The following is a 1528-nucleotide window of genomic DNA, read 5'->3' on the forward strand; positions in this document are numbered from 1 at the left end:
CGCGGGCGACGCCCGGCGCGCGCGCGACGGTCGGCCGCTTCGAGCCGTTCCCCGGGGGCACGAACGTCATCGCCTCCGAGGTGCGCTTCTGGATCGACGCGCGGCATCCCGACGACGCCGTCACGCGCGACCTGATCGCCCGGATCGGCGCGGCGTGCGACGAGCTCGCGCGCGCCCACGGTTGCACCGCCGAGCTGACCGAGGAGTCGTGGAGCCCGACGGCGCACTTCGACCCGGCGCTGTCCGCACGCCTAGCCTCGACCCTGGGCGACGCCCCGCTGCTGTCCACAGGAGCCGGCCATGACGCCGGCATCCTGTCGGAGTTCGTGCCGAGCGCCATGCTGTTCACCCGCAACCCGACCGGCATCTCGCACTCCCCCGAGGAGTACGCCGAAGACGCGGATGCCGACGCCTCCGCCGCGGCTCTCGCCGACGTGCTGCAGGAGTTGCTGACGTGACCGAGCCGTCATCGACTGCCTTCTGGGCGCCGCGGGCGTGGATCGGCGACGGCATCGCCGACCACGTGCGGATCGTGTGCGACGACGCGGGCCGGATCGCTTCGGTCGAGACGGATGCCGGGGCTCTCGCGACCGATACCGTGCTCGACGGCGTCGTGCTCCCCGGTGCCGTCAACGCGCACTCGCACGCGTTCCACCGGCTGCTGCGCGGCCGCACGCACGACGGCGGGGGCAGCTTCTGGACGTGGCGTGAGCTGATGTATCGCGAGGCGTCGCGGCTGACGCCCGCCTCGTACGAACGGATCGCGACCGCCGTCTATGCCGAGATGGTCGCGGCGGGGTGGACCTCGGTGGCCGAGTTCCACTACGTGCACCACACGCCGGGCGGCGCGCCGTATGGCGATGCGCACGCCATGGAACTGGCGCTCGCGCGCGCCGCGCGGGCCACCGGCATCCGTCTCACCCTGCTCGACACGTGCTATCTCTCCAGCGGGTTCGGCGCCGGCCCGACGCCCGAACAGCAACGGTTCAGCGACGGGTCGGCCCGGCGCTGGCTCGACCGCCTCGCGGCGTTGCGAGCGCGGGTCGCGCAGGAGTTCTCGCCGGACGAGGTACTCGTCGGCGCGGCGCTGCACTCGGTGCGCGCCGTGCCGGTGGCCGAACTCGCCGGCGTCGCCGACGTGCTCGCGGACGAGGCGCCGCTCCACATCCACCTGTCGGAGCAGCCCGCCGAGAACGAGGCGTGCCTCGCCGCGACCGGGCGCACACCCACCGAACTGCTCGCCTCGTTCGGCCTGCTGAGCCCGCGCCTGTCGGCCGTGCACGCGACGCACCTCACTCCGGGCGACATCGCGCTGCTCGGCGCGGCGGGCGCGACGATCGTGATGTGCCCGACGACCGAGGCGGACCTCGGCGACGGGATCGGCCCGGCGCGTCGCCTGGTCGATGTCGGATGCCGCCTCGCCCTCGGCACGGACCAGCACGCCGTCATCGACCCGTTGCTCGAAGCGCGCGCGCTCGAATCCGGCGAGCGCCTTGCCTCGGGCGAGCGCGGCCGCTTCTCGCCCACC

2 protein-coding genes are annotated in these 1528 nt (G+C 73.9%); both read left to right on the forward strand.

Features of this window, described 5'->3' with window-relative positions; translation table 11 throughout:
* A partial coding sequence (locus tag WBP48_RS03735; RefSeq protein ID WP_424436296.1) for a M20/M25/M40 family metallo-hydrolase occupies positions 1-458 on the forward strand: 458 nt, incomplete at its 5' end.
* A partial coding sequence (locus WBP48_RS03740) for a formimidoylglutamate deiminase (RefSeq protein ID WP_424436299.1) occupies positions 455-1528 on the forward strand: 1074 nt, incomplete at its 3' end. The genes WBP48_RS03735 and WBP48_RS03740, both read left to right, overlap by 4 nt.

Origin of the sequence: Microbacterium sp. (assembly GCF_049661145.1) — a bacterium.
Lineage (GTDB): Bacteria > Actinomycetota > Actinomycetes > Actinomycetales > Microbacteriaceae > Microbacterium.